Genomic DNA, 22,440 nt, shown 5'->3' with positions numbered 1-22,440 from the left:
ATGAAACTTAGTTTTATAGATATGCAAGTTTAATTGTAGAGGTAGCAATAGGAAAAGAAGTTATTCTGTATAACTCCTTTTTTTCACTATTGTAAATGTACCCAACAAGATTAATCTTGTGTTTTATCAAAATTTGGTTGTTTTCTGTTTTGTTTGTTATGCCTTTTTGTCCGTCACAACTATACACTACTGGAATTGTAGCATTGATCTGGGATTTAGCGGGCATACTAAATGTTGCTCTTCCATTACCTATGTAATTGAAGGTTATTTTTTTGGTGTCACTTGACGTGTATTGTATATCGTTCTGAGATTTCGGAAAATTTACTAAGTTTCCTGCCTGAAGTTCAATTTCGGCACTGATAGGATAATTATTATTGTTTTCAATTTTCACAAAAAGTTTATCGCTAAATTTTTCACACACCGTAAAATTATCAGAGATTGTAGTTGAAACAGTAATATATTTTTGCATGTCTTTTGCTATGTAGACATATACTGGAAGCTTTCGCATGTATCTTTCCCAGCGTTTGTGCGCTTCATGTTTTTTATCTCTACTCGTCTCAATGGCTTTTTGTTCCATTGGATATAATTCTTGATTTTCTAAAACATGGCGTCTTAGTTTTGCAATTCCTGTAAGATGAGGAACTATTTTTTCAAACGAGATAAGTCCATCCGCAGTGGTTTCATCTAATTTTAGGTTTTGTACATCGTAAACTGTTTTTTCTTGCGCGTTTGAAGTTTGCGCTTGTAGCATACTATACCACAACACAAAAATGAAGGAGAGTCTTTTAGAAATACATAATATATATGAGGTGCTGGTTGAGATTTGGGGTCTCAACAGCACATCAATAGTAATGTTGTTCATTCGAGTACGTTTAAGGCAGCTAAGGAAATTCCGCTTAAAATTCCCTTAACATATTTTAACAAATATATTCACTGACATTATATATACGTAGCGATACCTATTAAAGGATTTGTTTTTTCGTTAAAATGCAAGGTTTTTTCGTTCAAGCGTTTTATTTGTTTTTTTAACACAAACACTTCATTTTTAGTAAGAAAAAGCTACTTTCACTACGAAAGATGTAATTATTTTTTTGATTTTATTGATTTAAAAATGATATTTTTGAACCCTATTTTAAATACTTCAAATGAGCATACAACAAGAAATTAATAAGCGAAGAACTTTTGGTATTATTTCGCATCCAGATGCTGGAAAAACGACGTTGACTGAAAAGTTACTTCTTTTTGGTGGAGCGATTCAAGAAGCTGGTGCTGTAAAGAATAACAAGATTAAAAAAGGTGCTACGAGTGATTTTATGGAAATTGAACGTCAAAGAGGAATTTCTGTAGCAACTTCAGTTTTAGCTTTTATTTATAAAAACAAGAAAATCAACATTTTAGACACACCTGGACATAAGGATTTTGCAGAAGATACTTTCCGCACTTTAAGTGCTGTAGATAGTGTAATTGTAGTGATTGACGTTGCAAAAGGTGTTGAGGAACAAACAGAAAAATTAGTAGAAGTTTGCCGAATGCGTAAAATTCCAATTATTGTTTTTATTAATAAGTTGGATAGAGAAGGAAAAGATGCTTTTGATTTGCTCGATGAAGTAGAACAAAAACTTGGTTTACGAGTGACTCCATTGAGTTTTCCAATTGGAATGGGTTATGACTTTAAAGGAATTTATAATGTTTGGGAAAAGAATATTAATTTATTTTCAGGAGAAAACAAACAAACTATCTCAGAAGCCATTCAATTTGAAGATGTTAACAATCCTGAGTTAGAAAATTATATTGGCGAATCTGCCGCAGATACTTTGCGTGAAGAACTTGAATTGGTGTATGAAGTATACCCGAAATTTGATAGAGAAGCTTATTTGAATAGTGAATTACAGCCTGTATTTTTTGGTTCTGCTTTGAATAATTTTGGTGTGAGAGAATTGCTAGATTGCTTTGTAGATATTGCGCCTAGTCCACTTCCAAAGATGTCCGATATCCGTTTGGTAGAACCTGATGAGAATAAATTTTCTGGTTTTGTATTTAAGATTCATGCCAATATGGATCCTAAACATAGAGACAGACTTGCTTTTATAAAAATTGTTTCTGGAGTTTTTAAACGTAATACACCGTATTTGCATGTGCGTCTGGATAAGAACTTAAAGTTTTCAAGTCCTAATGCATTTTTTGCTGAGAAAAAACAAATTGTTGATGAGTCATTCCCTGGTGATATTGTTGGTTTACATGATACTGGGAATTTTAAAATTGGAGATACATTGACTGCTGGAGAAAAGTTGAATTATAAAGGTGTACCAAGCTTTTCACCAGAGCATTTTAGATATATTAATAATGCTGACCCAATGAAATCCAAGCAGTTATACAAAGGAATCAATCAGTTGATGGATGAAGGAGTTGCGCAATTATTTACCTTAGATTTAAACGGAAGAAAAGTAATTGGAACCGTTGGAGCACTTCAATATGAAGTAATTCAATATCGATTGGAGCATGAATATGGCGCAAAATGTTCTTATGAAAACTTAAATGTTCATAAAGCATGTTGGGTAGAAGTTGAGGATGAAAAAGATCCTGAGTTTTTAGATTTTAAACGTGTAAAACAGAAATTTTTAGCACGTGATAAAGAAAATAAGTTGGTTTTCTTTGCCGATTCTTCATTTTCATTACAAATGACACAGCAAAAATATCCTAAAATTAAGTTTCACTTTACAAGTGAGTTTTAGTTTACAGAAAGATCAAAATAACTATTTTAAAGCATTTTAAGCTACTTATACAAAAAAGATATCTAGTATGCTGGATGTCTTTTTTTTGTGTATTAGAATAAAAATATAGAAGTCATTTTCAGAACACGAATAAATATTAATTATTCAAAACAAATTTACTATAGATTTTTAAAATACTTATAAAAATAAAAAAACCTCAATTCGAAAATTGAGGTTTTTTTTATTAAGCTTCTCCTGTAGGTCCGAAATTCATCGGAATCGGAGGTTGTTCAAATTCTTTAATTTGCCCATGAGCTTTTTCAAAGCGATGTATATTTTCACCTAATGCCTTCATTAATCGTTTTGCATGTTGTGGCGTCAATACAATTCTAGATTTTACTTTTGCCTTTGGTCTCCCTGGCATAATATTTACAAAATCTACTACAAATTCAGTCGCTGAATGGTTGATGATTGCTAGATTGGAATACGTTCCTTCTGCAGTTTCTTCATCCAACTCAATGTTGATTTGCTTTTCGTTTGCTTTATCATTCATGTATTAAAAGTTTATTTCATGCTTAGCCGCCATGATTTCGTTGTATTCTTCTTTCGAACCTACAATAATATCATCGTATCTACGCATTCCTGTTCCTGCTGGAATTTTATGTCCAACAATTACATTTTCTTTTAATCCTTCTAAGGCATCTACCTTACCACTTACGGCTGCTTCATTCAGTACTTTTGTAGTTTCCTGGAACGATGCTGCTGAGATAAATGATTTCGTTTGTAACGAAGCTCTTGTAATACCTTGTAAGATTGGCGTTGCCGTTGCTGGCACTACATCTCTTGCAGATACTAATTGCTTATCAGCTCTTCTCAATACAGAATTCTCATCTCTCAATTCTCTTGGAGAAACAATTTGTCCTGCCTTAAAGTTTTCTGATTCACCTGCGTCTTCTACTACTTTTTGACCGTAAAGATTGTCATTTTCTCTAATGAAATCTGACTTGTGAATTAATTGGTTTTCTAAGAAGATAGTATCTCCTGGATCTCCAATTCTTACTTTACGCATCATTTGACGAACAATTACCTCAAAGTGCTTATCATTAATTTTTACACCTTGTAAACGATATACTTCTTGTACCTCATTTACTAAGTACTGCTGTACTGCAGAAGGTCCTTTGATATTTAAGATGTCGTTTGGTGTAATAGAACCATCAGAAAGTGGCATACCTGCTCTTACATAATCGTTCTCTTGTACTAAGATTTGGTTTGAAAGTTTTACTAAATACTTTCTAACATCACCAAATTTAGACTCTACAATGATCTCACGGTTACCTCTTTTGATTTTTCCGAAAGATACAACACCATCAATCTCAGATACAACCGCAGGATTAGAAGGGTTACGCGCTTCAAACAATTCTGTTACACGTGGTAAACCTCCTGTAATATCTCCTGATTTTGCAGACTTACGTGGTATTTTTACTAAAATCTTACCAACTTTAATTTTCTCATTATCATCTACCATTAAGTGAGAACCTACTGGTAAGTTGTATGAACGTTGTACTTCTCCTTTACTATTTAAAATTTGAAGTGTTGGAATTAATTTTTTATTTCTTGATTCAGAAATTACTTTTTCTTGGAATCCTGTTTGCTCATCAATCTCTACTTGGAAAGTAACACCTTGTTCGATGTTTTCGTATTGAATTTTTCCAGCAAATTCAGAGATAATTACACCATTATATGGATCCCACTGACAAATCGCTTGATCTTTAGTGATCGTATCTCCATTTTTCACAAAGATGGTAGATCCGTAAGGAATGTTATTTGTACTTAAAGTAATACCTGTTTTCTTATCAATAACTTTAACTTCAGAAGTACGAGAAATTACAATTTCAGACATTTTTCCATCAGCATTTTCTCCTTGAACTGTTTTTAGTTCTTCGATTTCTGCAACACCGGCAAATTTAGCTTTCAACTGGTTTTCTTCCGAAATGTTACTTGCTGTTCCTCCCATGTGGAATGTACGAAGCGTTAACTGCGTACCAGGCTCTCCAATTGACTGTGCAGCAACAACTCCAACAGCTTCTCCAATTTGAACCATCTTGTTTGTAGAAAGGTTACGTCCATAACAATTAGCACAAATACCTTTTGGCGCTTCACATGTTAATGGCGATCTTACTTCTACAGATTCTACTGGTGAATCTTCAATAGCTTGTGCTATTTCTTCTGAAATTTCTTGCCCTGCAGCTACTAAAACTTCTTCCGTTAATGGATTGTATACATCATGTAAAGAAACTCTACCTAAGATACGTTCTCTTAGTTTCTCTACTACTTCTTCACTTTTCTTTAATGCTTTAACTTCAACACCTCTTAAAGTTTCACAGTCTTGAATATTTACAATTACATCTTGCGAAACGTCAACTAAACGACGTGTTAAGTATCCTGCATCGGCAGTTTTTAATGCGGTATCGGCTAAACCTTTACGAGCACCGTGTGTTGAGATAAAGTATTCTAAGATCGATAATCCTTCTTTAAAGTTAGAAAGAATCGGGTTTTCAATAATTTCTCCACCACCTGCAGTCGATTTTTTCGGCTTTGCCATTAATCCACGCATACCAGTTAACTGGCGAATTTGCTCTTTCGAACCACGTGCTCCAGAGTCAAGCATCATATACACAGAGTTAAATCCTTGTTGATCTTCACTAATGTGCTTCATAGACAACTCCGTTAAGTTAGCGTTTGTTGTTGTCCATTTATCAATTACCTGATTGTAACGCTCGTTGTTGGTGATTAATCCCATGTTATAGTTCATGGTAATAGCATCAACTTCTTTGTTCGCTTTTTCAATCAACGTTTGCTTTTCTTTTGGAATGATGATATCACCTAAACTGAATGATAATCCACCTCTGAAGGCAAATCCATATCCAAGACTCTTGATTTCATCTAAGAAATTTGACGTTGTTGGAATATCAGTCACTCTTAAGATACCACCAATGATACTACGCAACGATTTTTTCGTCAATACTTCATTGATAAAACCTGCTTGTGGCGGTACTTTTTGGTTGAAAAGCACACGTCCAACAGTTGTTTCTATAATTTGTGGAACTAATTCTCCTTCTTCATTAAAGTCAATTGCTCTAATTTTCATAGAAGCATTTAACTCAATTTTCTTTTCATTATACGCCATTACTACTTCTTCAGCAGAGTAGAATGTTAAACCTTCTCCTTTAATCTTACGTTCTGGAGTTGATTTACGCAACTTCGTCATATAGTATAAACCTAGTACCATATCCTGAGAAGGTACTGTAATTGGCGAACCATTTGCTGGATTCAGAATGTTCTGAGAAGCTAGCATTAATAACTGCGCTTCTAAGATTGCTTCTGGTCCTAATGGTAAATGCACCGCCATCTGGTCACCATCAAAATCGGCGTTAAAGGCTGTACACGCTAATGGGTGTAACTGAATTGCTTTTCCTTCGATTAATTTTGGTTGGAATGCTTGAATACCTAATCTGTGAAGCGTAGGAGCACGGTTTAGTAATACTGGATGACCTTTAATTACGTTATCCAAAATATCCCAAACAACTGGCTCTTTTTTGTCTATAATCTTCTTCGCAGATTTTACAGTTTTTACAATACCTCTTTCAATTAATTTACGAATTACAAAAGGCTTGTATAATTCTGCTGCCATATTCTTTGGCAATCCACATTCGTATAATTTTAATTCTGGACCAACTACAATTACCGAACGAGCAGAATAATCCACACGTTTTCCAAGTAAGTTTTGACGGAAACGCCCTTGCTTACCTTTTAAGGAATCAGATAATGATTTTAATGGTCTGTTAGAATCTGTTTTTACTGCTGATGATTTACGTGTATTATCGAATAATGAATCTACAGATTCTTGAAGCATACGCTTCTCGTTACGTAAGATTACTTCTGGAGCTTTGATCTCCATTAATCTTTTTAAACGATTGTTTCTGATAATTACTCTACGGTATAAATCATTTAAATCAGACGTTGCAAAACGACCACCATCTAATGGTACTAACGGACGTAATTCTGGTGGAATTACTGGCACAACTTTCATGATCATCCACTCTGGGCGGTTTTCACGATTTTTGTTTGCATCACGTAAAGATTCAACAACTTGTAAACGCTTTAATGCTTCCGTTTTACGTTGTTTAGATGTTTCGTTATTTGCTTTGTGTCTTAGGTCGAATGATAATTGATCTAAATCAATTCTTGATAAAAGTTCAATTAAACATTCAGCTCCCATCTTAGCGATAAACTTGTTAGGGTCTGTATCGTCTAAGTATAGGTTTTCTTGTGGAAGTGATTCAAGAATGTTTAAGTATTCTTCTTCCGTTAAGAAATCCATTTTTTGAACTGGCTCACCAGCTTCATTTTTAGCATCACCTGGCTGAATTACTACATAACGTTCGTAGTAAATGATCATATCTAATTTCTTAGACGGTAATCCTAAAAGGTATCCTATTTTGTTTGGTAAAGAACGGAAATACCAAATGTGCGCTACTGGCACAACTAAGTTGATATGACCAACTCTGTCTCTACGTACTTTCTTTTCTGTTACTTCAACACCACATCTATCACAAACGATTCCTTTGTAACGAATTCTCTTGTATTTACCACAAGCACATTCGTAATCCTTTACAGGGCCAAAGATACGCTCACAGAATAATCCGTCACGCTCAGGTTTGTGTGTACGATAGTTAATTGTTTCAGGCTTTAACACTTCTCCTTTAGAAGCTGCTAAAATAGACTCCGGAGAGGCTAACCCTATTGAGATTTTATTAAATCTCTTTACAGTATTCTTATCTTTATTTCTTGCCATACTAATGGTTGATAATGAATTATGTGTAATTGTAGCCGTGCAACATTGTTACACGGCATTTTTATTTTATTCCTCTAATCTGATGTCTAATCCAAGACCTTTCAATTCATGCATTAATACATTGAATGATTCTGGTAATCCTGGTTCTGGCATTGGTTCTCCTTTTACGATTGCTTCGTACGTTTTAGCTCTACCAATAACATCATCCGATTTTACAGTCAGTATTTCTCTAAGTGTGCTAGATGCACCGTATGCTTCTAGTGCCCAAACTTCCATCTCTCCAAAACGCTGACCTCCAAATTGTGCTTTACCACCTAATGGCTGTTGCGTAATTAATGAGTATGGTCCAATTGAACGTGCGTGCATCTTGTCATCTACCATGTGACCAAGTTTCAGCATGTAAATAATACCTACTGTTGCTGGCTGATCAAAACGTTCTCCTGTTCCACCGTCATAAAGATATGTATGTCCAAATCTTGGAATTCCTGCTTCATCAGTGATTTCGTTAATCTGATCTAAAGAAGCACCATCAAAGATTGGCGTTGCATATTTACGGTCTAGTTTTTCTCCTGCCCATCCTAATACCGTTTCATAAATCTGACCGATATTCATACGAGAAGGTACACCTAATGGATTTAATACAATATCAACTGGCGTTCCATCTTCTAAGAATGGCATATCTTCTTGACGAACGATACGCGCTACGATACCTTTGTTACCGTGACGACCTGCCATCTTATCTCCTACTTTTAGTTTACGCTTTTTAGCGATGTAAACTTTTGCAAGTTTTAAGATTCCTGCTGGTAATTCGTCTCCAACTGAGATGGTAAACTTATCTCTTCTTAATGCTCCTTGAAGGTCATTAAGTTTGATTTTATAGTTGTGTACTAAATCTGCTACTGCACTGTTAGTATCATCATCCGTAGTCCAAGTTCCTCCTGTTAAATGCGCGTAATCTTCTACAGCATTTAACATTTTTAAGGTAAACTTCTTCCCTTTTGGCAATACTTCTTCTCCAAGATCATTTTGAACTCCTTGCGAAGTTTTTCCATTTACAATTGTAAATAACTTATCAATTAAGATTCCTCTTAACTCTTCGAATTTAGAAGCATATTCTAATTCTAAGGTTGCAATTTCCTCTTTATCTTTAGCTCTCTTACGCTTGTCTTTGATTGCTCTTGAGAATAATTTTTTATTAATTACAACTCCGTGTAAAGAAGGCGAAGCTTTTAATGAAGCATCTTTTACATCTCCTGCTTTATCTCCAAAGATTGCACGTAATAATTTTTCTTCTGGTGTAGGATCTGATTCTCCTTTTGGAGTAATTTTACCGATAAGAATGTCACCTGGTTTTACTTCGGCTCCAATTCTAATCATTCCGTTTTCGTCTAAGTCTTTTGTAGCCTCTTCTGAAACGTTAGGAATGTCGTTTGTTAATTCTTCAGCTCCTAATTTTGTATCTCTTACATCCATTGAGTATTCGTCAATGTGAATAGACGTAAAGATATCTTCACGAACTACTTTTTCAGAGATTACAATTGCATCCTCAAAGTTATATCCTTTCCAAGGCATGAAGGCAACTTTCATGTTACGTCCAAGTGCCAATTCTCCTTTTTGAGTTGCATATCCTTCACAAAGTACTTGTCCTTTTTTAACTCTATCACCTCTTCTTACAATTGGCTTTAAGTTGATAGATGTACTTTGGTTGGTTTTACGGAATTTAATTAAGTTGTATGTTTTTGAGTCTCCATCAAAACTTACCAATCTTTCATCTTCCGTACGATCGTACTTAATTGTAATTTTATTAGCATCTACATATTCTACCAATCCATCGCCTTCAGCATTTACTAATACTCTTGAATCAGAAGCAACTTGACGCTCTAATCCAGTTCCTACGATTGGTGATTGTGGACGTAATAATGGTACTGCTTGACGCATCATGTTTGATCCCATCAATGCACGGTTGGCATCATCATGTTCCAAGAAAGGAATTAATGATGCAGAGATTGATGCAATTTGGTTTGGCGCAACATCCGTATAATCAATTTCAGATGGAGATACCACTGGGAAATCTCCTTCTTCACGTGCAATTACTTTTTCAACACTTATAGTACCATCTTCAGTTGTTGGAATGTTCGCTTGCGAAATTTTCATTCCTTCTTCTTCCTCAGCACTTAAGTATGAGAATTTGTTGATATCAACTTTTCCATCTTCAACCTTACGATATGGAGTTTCTAAGAATCCCATAGAGTTTACTTTCGCAAATACTCCAAGAGAAGATATCAATCCAATGTTTGGTCCTTCAGGTGTTTCAATAGGACATAAACGTCCGTAGTGTGTATAGTGAACGTCACGTACCTCGAAACCTGCTCTTTCTCTTGAAAGTCCTCCAGGTCCTAAAGCCGATAAACGACGTTTGTGTGTAATCTCTGCTAATGGATTCGTTTGATCCATAAACTGTGACAACTGATTCGTTCCGAAGAATGAATTAATTACAGATGATAAGGTTTTTGCATTAATCAAATCGATTGGTGTAAATACCTCGTTATCTCTAACGTTCATACGCTCACGGATTGTTCTTGCCATACGCGCAAGTCCAACACCGAATTGTTGTGCTAGTTGTTCTCCTACTGTACGAACACGTCTGTTAGATAAGTGATCAATATCATCAATTTCCGCTTTCGAGTTAATCAACTCAATTAAGTACTTGATGATGGTGATGATATCTTCTTTTGTTAAGACTTGCTTATCCATATCGATATTCAATCCTAACTTTTTGTTCATACGGTAACGACCTACTCCACCAAGGTTGTAACGTTGGTCAGAGAAGAATAATTTATCGATAATACCACGTGCTGTTTCCTCATCTGGCGGTTCAGCATTACGAAGTTGACGATAAATATGTTCTACGGCTTCTTTTTCAGAGTTCGTAGGGTCTTTTTGTAATGTATTATGGATAATCGCGTAATCACCAGCTTGATTTTCTTCTTTGTGTAAAAGAATCATTTTTACACCAGCTTCTACGATTTCTTCTATGTGTTCTTTTTCTAAGATAGTATCACGATCCAAAACGATTTCGTTACGTTCGATTGATACTACTTCTCCTGTATCTTCATCTACGAAGTCTTCATGCCATGTATTTAATACACGTGCTGCTAACTTACGACCTAATACTTTTTTAAGTCCACTTTTAGAAACTTTCACTTCTTCAGCAAGGTCAAATATCTCAAGGATATCTTTATCGCTTTCGAAACCAATAGCTCTAAATAATGTAGTTACAGGTAATTTTTTCTTTCTATCAATATATGCGTACATTACACTATTGATATCTGTTGCAAATTCTATCCATGATCCTTTAAAAGGAATTACTCTGGCAGAATATAGCTTAGTTCCATTTGCATGGAAAGATTGTCCAAAAAAGACTCCTGGCGAACGGTGTAACTGTGATACTACTACACGCTCAGCTCCATTGATACAGAATGTCCCACTTGGTGTCATGTAAGGAATTGTACCTAAATATACATCTTGTACAATTGTTTCGAAATCTTCATGCTCTGGATCTGTACAGTATAATTTTAAACGTGCTTTTAACGGCACACTATACGTTAATCCTCTTTCGATACATTCTTGAATATTATATCGTGGTGGGTCGACGAAATAATCTAAAAATTCTAATACGAATTGATTACGAGTGTCTGTAATTGGAAAATTTTCTTGGAAGGTGTTGTATAATCCTTCTTCGCCACGCTCTTCAGATTTCGTCTCTAGCTGGAAGAAATCTTGGAATGATTTGATTTGAATATCTAGAAAATCTGGATAATCAGGTGTGTGTTTTGCCGAGGCGAAATTTAATCTTTCAGTCTGATTTATGAACATCAATGGACAATATTATGATTAAAATAAAATAAAATAAAACGTATTCACGCTTATATACACAAAAGGGTTTAGGTCTTAGGGGACATTCCCAAAGACCTAAACCAAGTTTTTATAGCTTGGTAAGCTTACTTAAGCTCAACCTCTGCTCCTGCTTCTTCTAAAGCTGCTTTAAGACCTTCAGCCTCATCTTTAGATACTCCTTCTTTGATTGGAGCTGGTGCTGAATCAACAACTCCTTTAGCGTCTTTAAGACCTAAACCTGTTAATTCTTTTACTAATTTAACTACTGCTAATTTAGATCCACCAGCAGCTTTTAAGATTACGTCAAACTCAGTTTGCTCGTCTTCTCCACCACCATCGTTAGTAGCAGCAGGTCCAACAGCTACAGCTGCAGCAGCTGGCTCAATACCGTAATCAGCTTTTAATATATCTGCTAATTCGTTAACTTCCTTTACTGTTAAGTTAACTAATTGTTCTGCGAATTCTTTTAAATCTGCCATTTTCTATCGTTTTAAAATAATGTGTTTTTGTTAAATATTTGTTTTGTTAAGTGCGTACTTTTTAAATTATCTTTCAGATAATGTTTTTAAGATACCAGCTAATTTTCCTCCTCCAGATTGAAGTGCAGAAACAACGTTCTTAGCAGGAGATTGTAATAATCCAACAATTTCTCCAATAAGCTCTTCTCTAGATTTGATATTAACTAAGGCTTCTAATTGATCGTCTCCAACGAATACTGCTGTTTCAATGAATGCACCTTTTAAGATTGGCTTTTCAGCTTTTCTTTTCTTTCTGAATTCTTTGATAAGCTTTGCAGGAGCGTTTCCTGTTTCTGAAAGCATTAATGAAGTGTTCCCTTTTAATACTTCAGGAAGTTCTCCAAAATCTTTATCAGAAGCTTCCATTGCTTTAGCTAGCAATGTGTTCTTGATTACTGCAAGTTTAATATTTCCTTTAAAACAAGCTCTTCTTAAAGCCGAAGTTGCTTCAGCATTTAATCCAGAGATATCTGTTAAGTAAATATTAGTGTTTTCAGCTAACTGTGCAGTTAATTCTTCTATTACTACTGATTTTTCTTCTTTAGTCATGATAAAATCTTTTTAACTACCAATTAAACTGTTTTTGGATCAACAGCTACACTTGGGCTCATAGTACTAGACATGTAAATACTCTTAATGTATGTACCTTTTGCCGCAGTTGGCTTTAATTTGATTAATGTTTGTAATAATTCAGCTGCATTCCCTTCGATTTTATCAGCAGAGAATGAAGACTTACCAATTGCTGCATGAACGATACCAGTTTTATCAACTTTAAAGTCAATTTTACCAGCTTTCACTTCTCTTACAGCTTTAGCTACGTCCATAGTTACTGTACCAGTCTTTGGGTTTGGCATTAATCCTCTTGGCCCTAATATTCTACCTAAAGGCCCTAATTTACCCATTACACTTGGCATAGTGATGATTACATCAACATCTGTCCATCCTCCTTTAATTTTTTGAAGGAATTCATCTAATCCGACAAAGTCAGCTCCTGCTTCTTGAGCTTCTGCTTCTTTATCTGGAGTTACTAATGCTAAAACTTTAACATCTTTTCCTGTTCCGTGTGGTAATGTTACCACTCCTCTTACCATTTGATTCGCTTTACGAGGGTCAACACCTAATCGTACAGCAAGATCTACAGACGCGTCAAATTTTACATTCGTTATTTCTTTCACTAAGCTTGATGCCTCAGCGACAGAATATAATTTATTCTTATCAACTTTAGCTAAAGCTTCTTTTTGCTTTTTTGTTACTCGTGCCATTTGTTCTTACGATTTAAAAAGGTTTATCACCAGATACTGTTAATCCCATAGATCTTGCAGTCCCTGCAACCATACTCATTGCTGACTCAACTGTAAATGCATTTAAATCTTGCATTTTGTCTTCAGCAATTGCTTTTACTTGTTCCCAAGTAACGCTTGCTACCTTTTTTCGGTTAGGTTCTCCTGATCCTTTTTTAATCTTTGCCGCTTCCAAAAGCTGAACTGCCGCTGGCGCTGTTTTCACTACAAAGTCAAAAGACTTGTCTTTGTATACAGAAATAACAACTGGAACTACCTTACCTTGTTTATCTTGTGTTCTTGCATTAAACTGCTTACAGAACTCCATGATATTAACACCGGCAGCACCTAAAGCGGGTCCAACCGGTGGCGACGGATTCGCTGCACCTCCCCTAACTTGTAGCTTAACTACTTTACTTAATTCTTTTGCCATTTTCTTGTTTTTGGTTTCGCAACACTTTTTTGTTTGGAAGCTAAAAAGTGTTACTTATATATATAATGTGTAACAATTATATTTTCTCTACTTGCATGTAACTTAGCTCTAATGGAGTTTTTCTTCCGAAAATTTTCACCATTACTTCCAACTTACGTTTTTCTTCATTAATCTTTTCAACAGTTCCATTGAATCCGTTGAAAGGACCATCAATTACTTTTACAGTCTCACCTAATGTAAATGGAATAGCTACATTATCAGTTTTCACTGCCAACTCATCTACTTTCCCTAACATTCTATTTACTTCAGATTGTCTTAAAGGAACAGGATCTCCTCCTTTTACTTCCCCTAGAAAACCTATTACATTGGTAACTGATTTTATAACGTGTGTAACTTCTCCAGCTAGATTAGCTTTAATCATGATATACCCTGGAAAGTACACTCTTTCTTTATTAATTTTTTTTCCGTTACGGATTTGAATTACTTTTTCCGTTGGAACTAAAACTTCCTCAACATAATCCTCTAAGCCAAGCCTAGTGATTTCACTTTCTATATAAGTTTTAACTTTATTTTCCTGCCCACTGACAGCTCTCACAACATACCATTTCTTCACATTAGAATCGGCCATAATTAACTTTAGTTTTTGAGGTGATTAAATATTTCCTAATACGAGATCATAGATATAACCCAATATCTTTGCAAAGAAAGTATCAACTCCCCAAATAGCTAATGAGAAAATTATAGAAAAAACAGCCACTACAATTGTTAGACGCTGTGCTTCAGCCCAAGGTGTCCATGTAACGTTTGTTCTTAATTCTTCGAAAGATTCTTTTACGTAATTTACTATACCAGCCATATTGCGATTTTATTAGCACGGGTTGAGAGGCTCGAACTCCCGACACCTGGTTTTGGAGACCAGTGCTCTACCAACTGAGCTAAACCCGTATTTCATAAAAAGGCGTCCCGAAAACGGGACACCTCTCATTTTTATATTAATCTAAATGATTATTCAAGAATTTCAGTTACCTGACCTGCACCAACAGTTCTACCACCTTCACGAATCGCGAAACGTAATCCAACGTTCATTGCAATTGCGTTGATAAGATCAACAGTAATTGTTAAGTTATCTCCTGGCATTACCATCTCAACACCTTCTGGTAAGTTGATAGTTCCCGTCACGTCAGTTGTACGTACATAGAACTGAGGACGATAGTTGTTATGGAATGGAGTGTGACGCCCACCTTCTTCTTTTTTCAAAACGTATACCTCAGCTTTGAATTTACTGTGTGGAGTTACAGAACCTGGCTTACAGATTACCATTCCTCTTTTTATCTCAGTTTTCTCAATACCTCTTAATAAGATACCTACGTTATCTCCAGCTTCTCCTCTATCTAAGATTTTACGGAACATCTCAACTCCTGTAATTGTAGAAGTTAATTTTTCAGCACCCATACCAATGATATCTACAGCATCACCTGTGTTAGCTACACCAGTTTCAATACGACCAGTCGCAACAGTACCACGACCTGTAATAGAGAATACATCTTCGATTGGCATTAAGAAGTCTTTTTCAACATCTCTCTTTGGCAATTCAATCCAGTTATCAACAGCTTCCATTAATTCTAAAACTGTATCAACCCATTGCTGCTCACCATTTAAAGCTCCTAAAGCAGATCCTTGGATAACTGGCCCGTTATCACCATCATACTTATAGAAAGAAAGCAAATCTCTTACTTCCATATCAACAAGTTCTAATAATTCCTCATCATCTACCATATCACATTTGTTCAAGAATACTACAATTCTTGGAACTCCAACCTGACGTCCTAATAGGATGTGCTCACGAGTTTGTGGCATTGGCCCATCAGTAGCAGCAACTACCAAGATAGCACCATCCATTTGAGCAGCTCCAGTTACCATGTTCTTTACGTAATCGGCGTGACCTGGACAGTCAACGTGTGCATAGTGACGATTTGCAGTTTGGTATTCTACGTGAGAAGTATTAATTGTAATACCTCTTTCTTTTTCTTCAGGAGCGTTATCGATAGTATCGAAATCTCTTGCTTCAGAAAGACCAGCATCAGCTAATACTTTAGTAATAGCAGCTGTTAAAGTAGTTTTACCGTGATCTACGTGTCCAATAGTACCAATATTTAAGTGCGGTTTGGAACGATCAAAAGTTTCCTTTGCCATGATTTAATAATTTTTTAATCTTAGTTATATATTAGTGTTCAATTTATACATTCTATGAGCCAATGACGGGATTTGAACCCGTGACCTCTTCCTTACCAAGGAAACACTCTACCCCTGAGCTACATCGGCAAGAAATATATAGAGCGAGAGACCGGGTTCGAACCGGCGACATTCAGCTTGGAAGGCTGACGCTCTACCAACTGAGCTACTCTCGCTTTTATTTAGTGGGGAGAGCAGGATTCGAACCTGCGAAGGTAAAAACCAACAGATTTACAGTCTGTCCTCGTTGGCCGCTTGAGTATCTCCCCAATAAATTATCAATATTTCAATGTTCCTTAGCAATTTTACTTGCTTTTTTTGAGCCGATGGAGGGACTCGAACCCACGACCTGCTGATTACAAATCAGCTGCTCTAGCCAGCTGAGCTACATCGGCTTTTGCTCATAAAAAAAGTCCGCTATTTCTAACGGACTGCAAATGTATAGATTATTTTTTTTAATCAAAACTATTTTTAATTTTTTTTTAGTGATCAATGTGCTCGTACTTTTTCTTTTCTTTTTAGTAGTGCTCTTTGTAATGTACTTGTTACTTCATCTATAGCTTCTTCAAAGCTTCTACATTGCTTTTTCACCATTAAATCGTCTCCAGGAATATTCACTCTTACATCGGCGATTTTGTTTTCTTTTGCGCTTGTGTTTTCTACCTTTAAATAGACATCTGCATCTATGATCTTATCATAGTACGTTTCAAGTTTATCCATTTTTCTTTGAATGAAATCTACTAACTTACGATCTACCGTAAAGTTTACGGACTGCATGTTTACTTTCATACGCGGCATTTTTATAGGTTATATTTTAGGTTTGAGCTGCTTGTTTTGAGAATTACTTTTTGTTTCTAGGGTGTGCTTTCGCATATACATTTTTAAGTTCGGCTAAACTATTGTGTGTGTATACTTGTGTTGAAGCGAGGCTAGCGTGACCAAGTAATTCTTTTACAGCATTTAAGTCTGCACCTTGGTTTAGTAAGTGAGTCGCAAAGGTGTGTCTTAGAATATGCGGACTCTTTTTTACTTTAGTAGATGCTATACTAAAATAATCATTTATTAAACGATATACAAGGTTAGAATAGATTTTATTTCCTTTTGATGTTAAAAAAAGTGCTTCTTCTTGATTCACATCTACTTGTTCTCTGTAAGATTGATATTGTTTTAGCTGTATTTCTAATTTTTCTAGCAGCGGAACTATTCGTTCTTTGTTTCTTTTACCTAATATTCGAATTGTTTTAGCGGCATAATCTATGTCTGATTGTTTTATATTGATGAGTTCTGCCCTTCGCATTCCCGTAGCGTAAAACATTTCAATAATAGTTTTGTTACGAATGCCTTCAAAATTGTTTGTAAATTTCATTCCACTTAATACAGTTTCCATTTCTTTTTCAGAGAATGGTACTTGCACTTTTTTAGCCGTTTTTAATGCTTTGTGTTTTGCTAGCGGATTAATTTCGATTTGTTTTGTTTTGAGCAAGAACTTATAATAGGTCTTTAATGAAGATATTTTTCGATTGATCGTTGCATTTTGCAACCCACTTTCTACTAAGGAAACAATCCAATTACGAATTTGCACATAGTGTACATTGATAATATTGTCATCTTCATATTCTTCTTTACAGAAATCAGAAAAGGAATGTAGATCATTTTCATACGCAGTTACTGTATGTACCGAGTAGTTTTTTTCTAATTGTAGATATTCTATGAAAGAAGTGAAGGTCATTTTTTTGGGTTTGGTCGCTTTGCTTTTGTTATTTGTTGATTTGTTTGTTTGTCTTTTTGTTGATTTGTTGCTTACTCTTGCTTTGAGTGTTGTCGGTTGGCCGCTGCGCCCTTGCTATCTATTTTTTGTTGATTTGTCTTTTGTTAATTTGGTTGCTTACTCTTGCTCTTGATTTAACCCTTGTTTGCTGATAGCTATACTCCTGTTCTTTGTTGGTTGTCAATTGTTCGTTAATCACTCTAACTTTTTCTTTTACTGTTGTGCGTTGTTGATTTTTTGTTGATTTATTTTTTTTGCAACTTATTACTTTAAAAACCTAATTTCTGAGGTTTCATAATTTATTAAAGTTAGTGAAGTTGTTTGGGAGATTAAAATTTTGCGCATAAAAAAAGGCTTCCGAAATGGAAACCTTTTTATTTTTTGTTGTGAGCGACCTAGATTTCTTCTTGATCTCTAAGGTGCTGGATATATTGCGCTTTTTGTATTTGCGCTCTACGAGCTACTGATGGCTTTGTGAAATGCTTTCTTGCTCTCAATTGACGCATTCCTCCTGTACGATCAAATTTTCTTTTGAAACGTTTCAGCGCTCTGTCTATATTCTCTCCTTCTTTTACTGGTATAATTAACATAGTACTTAACCTCCTCTCTTTTAGATTTTGTGGCTGCAAATATACAGACATTTTTTTAATTTCAAACTAAGTATGAATTTATTTTTGCATTAGCGACAGCCGCGGCATCCTCACGATTTTCTCGGGAGATATAGCCGAAAGCGCGGCCGCTTTTTTTGCGGTATGCCGTTATTGTCTTTTTGTTGATTTGTTACTTGCTAATTCGTTAATTTGTTGATTTGTTATTTGTTTATTTGGCTGCTTACTCTTGCGGGCTGGTTTGCTTTGTTGTCAGTTGTCTGCTATGGGTTATCTGTTTCTTTGTTAATTCGTCAATTTGTTTTTTTGTTCTTTAGAAACTCACCAATACCTAAAACCAAAGACCCAAGACCTTCTATTTAACAGACCAAACTGTGTAGCTTTTTGGTGGCGCTTGAATTTTAACCCATTTTCCTCCTTGTGTTACAGGTTCCCAACTAGAATGTCCGGTGTAGTCTTTGATTCTAGTATTAGACCAGTTGGTTTCTACCCAACGCTCCTGCCAGTTGTTGGAGTTGTTTATGTATACGACCAATCCATGACCATTGTATCCATTTCTTCTTGCCACATATTCGTCATTGTCCGTATATAGTATGGATGTATTTCCGCTAGCCAAGTTGTTATGAATCCAAATGAGATTGTTCATGCGTTCTTTGTTGAGCCATTCTTCATAATCGCGATAGAAGATTGTTGGATATCCTTCATGCGTTAGAATGTATGCGTATGCTAGTATTTTATTGTTGATGATTTCATCCGTATCATGGTTTGCCACAAATGTTACCGCTTTAGACGCATTGCGTTTCCACAACATATCATCGTTTAATCGGTTTAGATTGTTTCCTTGAAAAGCATCTCGCATTCTGTAGTAGCAAGCAAAGTCAAAAGCACTTACTTCTGCTTGTCCAGACCACCAATCGAGTGTAGCTGCATTTCCGTCCCAATATTCACCAACAGAGAATCCGCCTACTGTGTTTTTCCATTCTTTTACTACCCAAGGAGCAAAACCTTTTACATAATCGAAACGCCAACCGTCAAAACCAACTACATTTTTATAGTATTGTGCGACTGAGTTAGGAGTTCTCCACAACCAATCTTGCACATAAGCTTTTCCATGCGATAAATCGGCAAAACCTCCAAATACACCTTCGTCATTTGCTTGTAGATCATTTGGATGGAAATCATAGTAACTTCTGTTGAATTTACCTGATAACGGCTGATAGTCAGTATATGTATTTGTTCCTTTGAACGGATTGTATTCGCTGTTTCCACCACTGTTGTGATTTAACACGATATCTGCAATGACACTTAATCGATTGTTATGTGCTGTATTGATGAGACTTTGAAGCTCGGCCGTAGAACCGAAACGTGTTTCTACACTTCCCATTTGGTCGTATTCTCCAAAATCGAAGTAGTCAAACGGATCGTATCCCATAGAAAAAGGTCCGTTTTGTGCTTTGGATACTGGCGGAAGCCAAATGGCATCGATTCCTGCATTGCTCCAATCGTCCACTTTTCCTTTTACTACATTCCACCAAGTTCCGCCTGCTGGCACGTCCCAATAGAAGGCTTGCATCATGACTCCAGAACCTATCGGCTTTAAATTGGCTCTGTTTTTTGCGGTGATGGTTTGTTTTGTAGGTTCTTTGCTTTGTTCATTGTCTTGAGTAATTTCATCTGTTGAACAGCTTACAATGAATAGACTAATCAATAAGAAATAAAATATTTGATTTTTTTTCATGGTGTTTTTGGTTTAAAAATTAGTGTTCTTTTTCAATGTAAATATTTATTTCAGTCTGTAATAATTGGTGATATACCGAAAACGTTTTCGTGTTGATAAGTTTGTTATTTATACGGTTTTACCGTAAGAAGAAAGCGTTACTTTAGGGCATAAAAAAAGACCACTTGTACAAGTGGTCTTTTGATGTATAATAGTTTTTTATGTTGTGTTTCGAAGTACTTCTCGATACAACGAATCGTAGATTCGCTACTCGAAGTGACGTTTTATTTTACGTTGCAGGCTTATAATCCTTACCGTCAATAATCATTTTGGCAATGATTTCGCGCAATATCTCCGAAGTTCCACCTCCAATAGGTCCTAAACGACTGTCTCGTAGTAAACGTGCCAATGGATATTCTTCTATGTATCCGTATCCACCTAACATTTGTAAACATTGGTAGATAACATTGTCTGCTACCTTTGTGGATTGTAGTTTAGACATACTTGCCTCTTTTACTACATATTCTTTATTGTTAAGTCTGTATGCAACCGTATAATTGAATGTTTTACAGATTTCTACTTCCGTAGCTAAGTCTGACATTGTATGGCGCAACGCTTGAAATCTATCAATTGTTCTACCAAATGCTTCACGCTCAGACATATATTTAAGCGTGTATTCAATTGCAAATTCAGATCTAGCGTGTGCATTGATTCCCATGATGAGTCTTTCCAATGCAAAATGCTGCATGATGTATGGGAATCCCATATTTTCTTCACCCATTAAGTTTTCTACAGGAATCTCAACATTATCAAAAGCGATTTCTCCCGTATCAGAAGCTCTCCAACCTAGTTTGTCAAGTTTCGTAGCAGAAACGCCTGGCATGTCTCTATCAATGATAAAAATGCTGATTCCTTTGTTTCCTAACTCAGGACTTGTTTTTGCCGCTACCACTAAATAATCACTATATACACCGTTTGTAATAAACGTTTTTGAACCATTGATGATGTACTTATCACCTTTTTTAACAGCTGTTGTGCGCATTCCTGCTACATCCGATCCGCCAAAAGGTTCCGTAATACATAAACATCCAATTTTTTCACCTGTAATACTAGGTGCCAAATAACGTTCTTTAATATCGTGATTTCCTTCTTTATTTACATGTGTCATCGCAAGATATGCATGTGCCCAAATAGCTGCTGCAAAACCTCCAGAGTTGATGCGTTGTAGTTCTTCTAAAAGAATTACTGTATAGAAAAGATCTAAATCCATTCCGCCGTATTCTTCAGGATAGGCTAATCCGAAATATCCCATTTCACCAAATTTCTCCCAAATAAAACGATCAATAGTTCCTGTTTTCTCCCATTTTTCAATGTGCGGAACGACTTCTTTCTTTAAAAAATCTCTCAAACTTTCTCTAAAAAGTTTATGTTCTTCATTAAAGTAAATGCTCTCCATATATAGCAATTTTTAGTTTTTTCTATTCAATATGCAAATATACTTCAATTATCTCTAATTTATCCGATGGAAAGTTTCGAATTTTTGTCAATTCTTCAAAATCTTTAAATCCTTCGCGCAGTGTTCGCTGATTCAAGATTTCATCTGCCAGTTCATAATTTATATATGGAACTTTTTGCAACGCTTCCAAAGTACAGGTATTGAGATTGATTTTTGTGACGATTGGTTTTTCTAGATAGAAACGTTTCCATAGTTTTTGTATGACTTCTGGTTGGAGTCCATATACATCATTCAACTGCGATTCTACCACAAATCCATTGAGTTTTGTTCTATATTTTACGATTCGTGCAGAAAGTTTTTCTCCAATCCCATATACTTTTCTGAGTTCTGCTATTGTTGCTTTATTGATGTCTATCTTTTTAAAAACAATCTCTTCTTTTTTGGAATATTTCTTCTGCTGATAGTTTCGTTTTTTCTTTTTTTTATGTTGAACCCATTCGGGGAATTTGAAATAGGGCTTGATTTCGTTGAGCAGTGAATCTGAAACTTTGGTTATTGTTTGAAATTCCTTTGCTGAATTTACATACTTGTTTTTAGCTCTAAATGTATGCAATCGATCTATTTCTTCTGTAGACATGCCTAATGTAAAGCCTTTGTAATCGGAAATAAAATTCGGATTGAACGGATATCGTTTCGGCTTTGTGTTGAGTGCTAACAGTTTTAAGGAATCAATCTGTTGTTGATAGACTGAAATCTGCGCATTTGAAAATAGATTTGATGTAATTTTTGCGGGATTTGTGTAAAAATAGATTCCTTGCACTATAAAGATTAGGAGTATAATACACAAAATCCCACTACGTTCTGCTTTGAGAAATGTAAAGTGAGATTTGATGTTTTTCATGCTTTCGATGTTTTAATGTATCGTCACATGAATATTTATGTTGGGTGTTTATTATTCTACGATA

The 22,440-nt window shown here is 35.5% G+C and carries 18 protein-coding genes and 5 tRNA genes; 1 reads left to right on the top strand and 22 read right to left on the bottom strand.

The features are described 5' to 3' along the window. Positions 1–13: 13 nt before the first annotated feature. On the bottom strand, positions 14–862 hold the full coding sequence (locus Q0845_RS24135) for a hypothetical protein (protein ID WP_298519338.1): 849 nt from the start codon (positions 860–862) through the stop codon (positions 14–16). Between the two features lie 283 nt (positions 863–1,145). Between Q0845_RS24135 and Q0845_RS24130 the strand changes: the two genes are divergently transcribed. Further along, positions 1,146–2,732, top strand: coding sequence for a peptide chain release factor 3 (locus Q0845_RS24130; RefSeq protein ID WP_298519335.1), 1,587 nt, complete (start codon positions 1,146–1,148; stop codon positions 2,730–2,732). Between the two features lie 223 nt (positions 2,733–2,955). Here the strand turns inward: Q0845_RS24130 and Q0845_RS24125 are convergent, their stop codons facing one another. The 21 genes from Q0845_RS24125 to Q0845_RS24025 all read right to left on the bottom strand — a co-directional run bounded on the left by Q0845_RS24125 (position 2,956) and on the right by Q0845_RS24025 (position 22,376). Then, the gene (locus Q0845_RS24125) at positions 2,956–3,264 is read right to left on the bottom strand and encodes a DUF3467 domain-containing protein (protein WP_298519332.1); all 309 of its coding nucleotides are present in this window, start codon (positions 3,262–3,264) and stop codon (positions 2,956–2,958) included. Positions 3,265–3,267: 3 nt separating this feature from the next. Then, positions 3,268–7,566, bottom strand: coding sequence for a DNA-directed RNA polymerase subunit beta' (gene rpoC, locus Q0845_RS24120; RefSeq protein ID WP_298519329.1), 4,299 nt, complete (start codon positions 7,564–7,566; stop codon positions 3,268–3,270). A gap of 66 nt (positions 7,567–7,632) precedes the next feature. Further along, positions 7,633–11,442, bottom strand: a complete 3,810-nt coding sequence (gene rpoB / locus Q0845_RS24115; RefSeq protein WP_298519324.1) for a DNA-directed RNA polymerase subunit beta — start codon at positions 11,440–11,442, stop codon at positions 7,633–7,635. Positions 11,443–11,567: 125 nt separating this feature from the next. Further along, positions 11,568–11,942, bottom strand: coding sequence for a 50S ribosomal protein L7/L12 (rplL, locus tag Q0845_RS24110; protein WP_298519321.1), 375 nt, complete (start codon positions 11,940–11,942; stop codon positions 11,568–11,570). A 66-nt stretch (positions 11,943–12,008) separates the two neighbouring features. Then, the gene (rplJ, locus tag Q0845_RS24105) at positions 12,009–12,530 is read right to left on the bottom strand and encodes a 50S ribosomal protein L10 (protein WP_298519318.1); all 522 of its coding nucleotides are present in this window, start codon (positions 12,528–12,530) and stop codon (positions 12,009–12,011) included. Positions 12,531–12,553: 23 nt separating this feature from the next. After that, positions 12,554–13,243, bottom strand: a complete 690-nt coding sequence (gene rplA / locus Q0845_RS24100; protein ID WP_298519315.1) for a 50S ribosomal protein L1 — start codon at positions 13,241–13,243, stop codon at positions 12,554–12,556. A gap of 13 nt (positions 13,244–13,256) precedes the next feature. Beyond that, positions 13,257–13,694, bottom strand: coding sequence for a 50S ribosomal protein L11 (gene rplK, locus Q0845_RS24095; protein ID WP_298519311.1), 438 nt, complete (start codon positions 13,692–13,694; stop codon positions 13,257–13,259). Between the two features lie 76 nt (positions 13,695–13,770). Further along, entirely contained in the window at positions 13,771–14,322 is a 552-nt protein-coding gene (gene nusG, locus Q0845_RS24090) for a transcription termination/antitermination protein NusG (protein WP_298519307.1), read from the bottom strand. A 24-nt stretch (positions 14,323–14,346) separates the two neighbouring features. Next, positions 14,347–14,550: a preprotein translocase subunit SecE gene (secE, locus tag Q0845_RS24085; RefSeq protein ID WP_298519304.1), complete on the bottom strand. Its 204-nt coding sequence runs from the start codon at positions 14,548–14,550 to the stop codon at positions 14,347–14,349. Between the two features lie 16 nt (positions 14,551–14,566). After that, positions 14,567–14,639, bottom strand: a tRNA-Trp gene (locus tag Q0845_RS24080). A gap of 60 nt (positions 14,640–14,699) precedes the next feature. Continuing rightward, the gene (tuf, locus tag Q0845_RS24075; protein ID WP_298519300.1) at positions 14,700–15,887 is read right to left on the bottom strand and encodes an elongation factor Tu; all 1,188 of its coding nucleotides are present in this window, start codon (positions 15,885–15,887) and stop codon (positions 14,700–14,702) included. 57 nt (positions 15,888–15,944) lie between these two features. Then, positions 15,945–16,016, bottom strand: a tRNA-Thr gene (locus Q0845_RS24070). 13 nt (positions 16,017–16,029) lie between these two features. Then, positions 16,030–16,102: transfer RNA gene (locus Q0845_RS24065), tRNA-Gly, on the bottom strand. 10 nt (positions 16,103–16,112) lie between these two features. Next, positions 16,113–16,195, bottom strand: a tRNA-Tyr gene (locus Q0845_RS24060). A gap of 52 nt (positions 16,196–16,247) precedes the next feature. After that, positions 16,248–16,321 (bottom strand) — tRNA-Thr (locus tag Q0845_RS24055). Positions 16,322–16,415: 94 nt separating this feature from the next. Further along, positions 16,416–16,715 (bottom strand): ribosome-associated translation inhibitor RaiA, encoded by a 300-nt coding sequence (gene raiA, locus Q0845_RS24050; RefSeq protein WP_298519297.1) that lies wholly within the window; start codon positions 16,713–16,715, stop codon positions 16,416–16,418. A gap of 52 nt (positions 16,716–16,767) precedes the next feature. After that, positions 16,768–17,655 carry a tyrosine-type recombinase/integrase gene (locus Q0845_RS24045; protein ID WP_298519295.1) on the bottom strand — a complete coding sequence of 296 codons (888 nt, stop codon included), beginning with the start codon at positions 17,653–17,655 and terminating at the stop codon, positions 16,768–16,770. Between the two features lie 434 nt (positions 17,656–18,089). Beyond that, positions 18,090–18,284 (bottom strand): 30S ribosomal protein S21, encoded by a 195-nt coding sequence (gene rpsU / locus Q0845_RS24040; protein ID WP_046758270.1) that lies wholly within the window; start codon positions 18,282–18,284, stop codon positions 18,090–18,092. Between the two features lie 373 nt (positions 18,285–18,657). Further along, the gene (locus tag Q0845_RS24035; RefSeq protein WP_298519292.1) at positions 18,658–20,040 is read right to left on the bottom strand and encodes an alpha-amylase; all 1,383 of its coding nucleotides are present in this window, start codon (positions 20,038–20,040) and stop codon (positions 18,658–18,660) included. A gap of 268 nt (positions 20,041–20,308) precedes the next feature. Next, positions 20,309–21,475 carry an acyl-CoA dehydrogenase family protein gene (locus Q0845_RS24030; protein WP_298519289.1) on the bottom strand — a complete coding sequence of 389 codons (1,167 nt, stop codon included), beginning with the start codon at positions 21,473–21,475 and terminating at the stop codon, positions 20,309–20,311. Positions 21,476–21,497: 22 nt separating this feature from the next. Beyond that, the gene (locus Q0845_RS24025) at positions 21,498–22,376 is read right to left on the bottom strand and encodes a helix-hairpin-helix domain-containing protein (protein WP_298519286.1); all 879 of its coding nucleotides are present in this window, start codon (positions 22,374–22,376) and stop codon (positions 21,498–21,500) included. Between the last annotated feature and the right edge of the window lie 64 nt (positions 22,377–22,440).

Source organism: uncultured Kordia sp., from assembly GCF_947489565.1.
In the GTDB taxonomy this organism is placed as follows: Bacteria; Bacteroidota; Bacteroidia; order Flavobacteriales; family Flavobacteriaceae; genus Kordia.
This window is presented reverse-complemented; position numbering and strand designations above follow the sequence as displayed.

Bases quoted from the DNA above. Each gene is read 5' to 3' on its own strand.
- rpsU (WP_046758270.1), bottom strand. From the start codon at position 18,284: ATGTTAATTATACCAGTAAAAGAAGGAGAGAATATAGACAGAGCGCTG.
- rpoB (WP_298519324.1), bottom strand. From the start codon at position 11,442: ATGTTCATAAATCAGACTGAAAGATTAAATTTCGCCTCGGCAAAACAC.
- nusG (WP_298519307.1), bottom strand. From the start codon at position 14,322: ATGGCCGATTCTAATGTGAAGAAATGGTATGTTGTGAGAGCTGTCAGT.
- rplK (WP_298519311.1), bottom strand. From the start codon at position 13,694: ATGGCAAAAGAATTAAGTAAAGTAGTTAAGCTACAAGTTAGGGGAGGT.
- secE (WP_298519304.1), bottom strand. From the start codon at position 14,550: ATGGCTGGTATAGTAAATTACGTAAAAGAATCTTTCGAAGAATTAAGA.
- Q0845_RS24030 (WP_298519289.1), bottom strand. From the start codon at position 21,475: ATGGAGAGCATTTACTTTAATGAAGAACATAAACTTTTTAGAGAAAGT.
- rplA (WP_298519315.1), bottom strand. From the start codon at position 13,243: ATGGCACGAGTAACAAAAAAGCAAAAAGAAGCTTTAGCTAAAGTTGAT.
- rplL (WP_298519321.1), bottom strand. From the start codon at position 11,942: ATGGCAGATTTAAAAGAATTCGCAGAACAATTAGTTAACTTAACAGTA.
- tuf (WP_298519300.1), bottom strand. From the start codon at position 15,887: ATGGCAAAGGAAACTTTTGATCGTTCCAAACCGCACTTAAATATTGGT.
- Q0845_RS24025 (WP_298519286.1), bottom strand. From the start codon at position 22,376: ATGAAAAACATCAAATCTCACTTTACATTTCTCAAAGCAGAACGTAGT.
- Q0845_RS24135 (WP_298519338.1), bottom strand. From the start codon at position 862: ATGAACAACATTACTATTGATGTGCTGTTGAGACCCCAAATCTCAACC.
- Q0845_RS24130 (WP_298519335.1), top strand. From the start codon at position 1,146: ATGAGCATACAACAAGAAATTAATAAGCGAAGAACTTTTGGTATTATT.
- Q0845_RS24045 (WP_298519295.1), bottom strand. From the start codon at position 17,655: ATGACCTTCACTTCTTTCATAGAATATCTACAATTAGAAAAAAACTAC.
- rplJ (WP_298519318.1), bottom strand. From the start codon at position 12,530: ATGACTAAAGAAGAAAAATCAGTAGTAATAGAAGAATTAACTGCACAG.
- rpoC (WP_298519329.1), bottom strand. From the start codon at position 7,566: ATGGCAAGAAATAAAGATAAGAATACTGTAAAGAGATTTAATAAAATC.
- Q0845_RS24035 (WP_298519292.1), bottom strand. From the start codon at position 20,040: ATGAAAAAAAATCAAATATTTTATTTCTTATTGATTAGTCTATTCATT.
- raiA (WP_298519297.1), bottom strand. From the start codon at position 16,715: ATGAAAGTAAACATGCAGTCCGTAAACTTTACGGTAGATCGTAAGTTA.
- Q0845_RS24125 (WP_298519332.1), bottom strand. From the start codon at position 3,264: ATGAATGATAAAGCAAACGAAAAGCAAATCAACATTGAGTTGGATGAA.